Raw genomic sequence first — 3,746 nt, forward strand, 5'->3', positions numbered from 1 at the left:
AAGATAAGGGGGTATGACTCAAATCCAATTTCGGGGCTTAAAAGCTACGAGCAGGTCGGAGCGATCAATGAATTTCACTTCGGTGACGACGATTTGACGAAGATGCAGATTGTGGACCTAACCCCTCCTAAAAGAATTGAGTGGTTATGTACGGAATCAGACCCGGAATGGGTTGGTACTACACTATCCTTTGAATTGAACGAGAAACACGGCAAAACTGACGTCATTTTGCGTCATACGAATTGGAGGGAAATCACCAACTTTTATCGTTTCTGTAACTATAATTGGGCGATGTTCTTGTATAGTCTAAAAACCTACTGTGAAGACGGTGCTGGACTCCCGTATCAGGATAGGAAGTTCTGAACAAGGATGAAGAAAGAGGCTAATCCAAAGATCAACCTCTTTCTTCTCTATGGAGCCCCGCTTCCACCATAATAAACAGAAAACCACACCCGAAGGTGATGTGACCCCCAAAAGTTAGACGCTATATTATTAGGCGGCTTCTTGGGCGTGAGCCGGTACTGTACCGGGCTCATGCCCTTTAGTTTTGCTTTCATCCGCTTGTGATTGTAGTACATGAAATATTGATCTAATTCTGCCTTAAATTGTTCAATACTCTCAAATTCCTGCGTGTATAAGAACTCGGACTTTAATGTGCCAAGCCTTAGTTCAAAGATTACTTTCGCTTTGTCTTGCTTTGTAATTTTTCCTTGCTTAAAACTAAGGCATTCAACTTTTTTAAGTAGGCGTATTCCCGCATTCCATTTTTTGGTAGTTATTTGACCAGCTTGGACTCCCAGTACATCTAATGCCCCATGAAAACTACCCTCCCTCCTTTTCCGAACCGTGTTTCCCCCCATCCCTCCACCTCTCGGCCCATCTCTCCATCTCCCTCAAAGCAGCCTGAAAATCCTTCCCTTTTTCCGTCAGCGAGTATTCAACCGAAACCGGCACAGTAGGAAATACTTCCCGCCGGACGATCCCGTTTTCCTCCAGGTGCCTAAGCGTATTCGTCAAGGATTGCGTCTTGATAATGGCTACATCCCGATGGAGCTGTTGAAACCGTCTCGGCCCCTTGGACAGTTCCGCCATCACCAGGAATGACCACTTTGCGCCGAGTATTTGCAATACTGAACAGATGTTGGAGAAACCCTGGCCTTCTTCCCTTTGTGGTTCCACTCGTTCCACCCCATTACTTACTTTATGTTAGTTAGTCAATTTATTTGGATAATATCCATTTACTTTGTCTACTTACATAATATTCGTTACTTAACTATAATACAACAAAGAGATCTCTCACAAACCAAAGCAAAGCCATTTGCCGAACAGCCATGTGCTAGCCATGTACCTGATTCGGACGCACTTCCAGATAACAGAGAGGGATGGTCTAAATGAATCGAATCACGATATATGTACTGGCATTAGGGGTATTTCTGACGGCTACATCCGAGTTGGTCGTCTCGGGTATTCTCAACTACATTGCTGAAGACTTGCACATTTCTCTCGCCCTCGCGGGACAATTGATCACAGCCTATTCGCTTGCTTTTGCCGTCGCTACCCCAATCATCGTATCACTTACTTCCCGCATGGGACGCAGGAAACTGTTGATCGGCTCGCTGATATTTTTCCTGCTGGGGTCCTTGATTTCTTTTATGAGCACGAATATCTACACTTTACTGTTGTCTCGCGTGATATTGGGGGTGAGCAGCGGTGTCTATCTGGTCACAGCCTTTGGCGCGGCTGCGAAATTAGTGCCTGCCGAGAAACTGGGCAGTGCGATTGCAACAATCGTGCTCGGTTTTAGCAGCGCCATGATCCTCGGGGTGCCGTTCGGGATAGCGGTGACCAACTGGCTCCATTGGCAAGCGATTTTCGTCCTGCTCGGCTTATTCGGCTTGTTGGTTCTGTTTGCCCTCTTCCGCCTTCTACCGGAAATCGCTGGAGACCAACCGGTTTCCTTTCGACAACAATGGAAAGTGCTGGGGAGCATTGCAATTACAAGCGGTTTGTTCCTGACTTTTTTCCGGGAATCGGGAAATTCCGTACTCTTCACTTTTCTCACGCCGTTTATGCAAGACGTCCTTCACATTAATGCGTCAAAGATTAGTCTCATCATGCTTGTATTCGGCATTTTTGGCGCGATCGGCTCGCGTTTGGGCGGTTACGGCGTCGATCGGTGGGGTGCTGCCCGCATCATCACCGTTAGCCTGTTCGTGCATACGGCAGCGCTCGCCCTGCTCCCGTTGTTTTCCAATACGGCATTCATCGGATTCATTGCGATTGCCTTCATCGTGTTGTCCATGTTCGCTGCTGGTCCGGCCATCCAAAGCTACTTTATACAGCAAGCGCCTCAGTCGTCCAATCTCGTGCTGAGTCTGAACACTTCGATTATCCATTTGGGATTGGCGGCAGGAGCAGGAGCGGGGGGATTCATGGTGAACACCGCTTCAACGCTCCGCTACCATCCATGGTTGGCAGCCGCCATCCTTCTGTTTGGCATAGCTGCAGGCATGATCAGTTTTAGGCAGGAAAAAAGCGCTGCAGCAGGGCTGCCAAGCAGGAGATATGAGAATTCCGCATGAAAAAAACGGCATTTCTGCCGTTTTTTTGTTGACGTTATGCCGATGCCTCGTTCATCCCGAACGCCTCCGCGATCAGTTCATAAGACCGAATCCGCGCTTTTTGGTCGTGTATCGGAGTATTGATCAAGATTTCGCCAACACTGTAGTCCGCGCCCATCTGAAGCAGCTGCTCCTTCACCTGGGCCGGCGTGCCGATGATGCGCCGCTGGCGAAGCTGCTGAATCACGAGCAGGTCCATCTGGGTGTACGGATAATCGATAGCCGTCTGGACGGAAGGCAGGTACGGCATTTCCATGCCGGTGCGGATGCCGAGGAACAACAAGTCGCTGCTCTTCGCCAGCCGGTTCGCTTCTTCTTCCGTCTCTGCACAGATGGCCAGTACGGCAATCATCGAGCGCGGATGGTCTTCCAGCAGCCCGTTTGGCTTGAAGCGGTCGAGATAGTACCGCGTCGCCTCCTGGCCGCCTGGTGTGCCGAAGAACTCTGCGAATGCGTACGAGGTGCCAAGCTCTGCCGCGATTCTCGCGCTCTCGCCGCTGGAGCCGAGCAGCCAGATCTCGGGCGCCGTCGAAATGGCCGGAGCGGCAAGCAGCCTTTCAAACGGGTGGCCCTCCGGCAGCGCATTGTAAAGGTAGCCGATCAGATCGCGCACCTGATCGGGGTATTTGTTCACATCGACGTACTTGTCCTGCTGCAGTGCTCTCGTCGCCAGCGGCATGCCGCCCGGGGCGCGCCCGAGGCCCAGGTCGATGCGTCCGGGATGGAGCGCTTCGAGCAGGCGAAAATTCTCAGCTACTTTGTACGCGCTGTAATGCGGGAGCATGATGCCGCCGGAACCGACGCGAATCCGGGAAGTAGCTGCCGCCAAATGCGGAATCAGCACCTCCGGGCTGGAAAAAGCGAGCGCCGGCATGGAATGGTGCTCGGACACCCAGAATCGGGAGTAACCCATCTCCTCCACCGCTTGGGCGAGGCGGGTCGATTCCTGCAGCGCGTCTGTGGCGCTGCGTCCTTCACTGACGTATACCTGATCCAGTATGCCCAGTTTGATGTTGGGCCTATTTTCTGCACTCAACGTTGTCCCCTCCATCGTTGACCATGTCTCAATTGTAGGCTTGAGTGAACCTCCCCAACTTACTCGCTAACGCGAGTTGAAGTCGGGGC

Annotated in this window: 4 protein-coding genes and 1 pseudogene; 2 read left to right on the forward strand and 3 right to left on the reverse strand. The window is 51.4% G+C overall.

The window, feature by feature from the left end; all coding sequences use genetic code 11:
• Positions 1–363 (forward strand): SRPBCC family protein (locus ACI7RC_RS27570; protein ID WP_408111357.1); only part of this gene is annotated, 363 nt, incomplete at its 5' end.
• Between the two features lie 149 nt (positions 364–512).
• Here ACI7RC_RS27570 and ACI7RC_RS27575 read toward each other — a convergent pair.
• Positions 513–659: pseudogene (locus ACI7RC_RS27575) on the reverse strand (IS3 family transposase); the annotation flags it as partial.
• Positions 660–822: 163 nt separating this feature from the next.
• Positions 823–1,179 (reverse strand): winged helix-turn-helix transcriptional regulator, encoded by a 357-nt coding sequence (locus ACI7RC_RS27580; RefSeq protein WP_408111358.1) that lies wholly within the window; start codon positions 1,177–1,179, stop codon positions 823–825.
• Positions 1,180–1,391: 212 nt separating this feature from the next.
• On the opposite strand from ACI7RC_RS27580, the gene ACI7RC_RS27585 reads away from it, so the two are divergent.
• Positions 1,392–2,582 carry an MFS transporter gene (locus ACI7RC_RS27585; RefSeq protein WP_408111359.1) on the forward strand — a complete coding sequence of 397 codons (1,191 nt, stop codon included), beginning with the start codon at positions 1,392–1,394 and terminating at the stop codon, positions 2,580–2,582.
• Positions 2,583–2,616: 34 nt separating this feature from the next.
• Here ACI7RC_RS27585 and ACI7RC_RS27590 read toward each other — a convergent pair whose 3' ends face one another.
• Positions 2,617–3,657, reverse strand: coding sequence for an LLM class flavin-dependent oxidoreductase (locus ACI7RC_RS27590; RefSeq protein ID WP_408111360.1), 1,041 nt, complete (start codon positions 3,655–3,657; stop codon positions 2,617–2,619).
• Positions 3,658–3,746 lie beyond the last annotated feature (89 nt).

Source organism: Brevibacillus sp. B_LB10_24 (genome assembly GCF_046036945.1).
Classification (GTDB): domain Bacteria; phylum Bacillota; class Bacilli; order Brevibacillales; family Brevibacillaceae; genus Brevibacillus_C.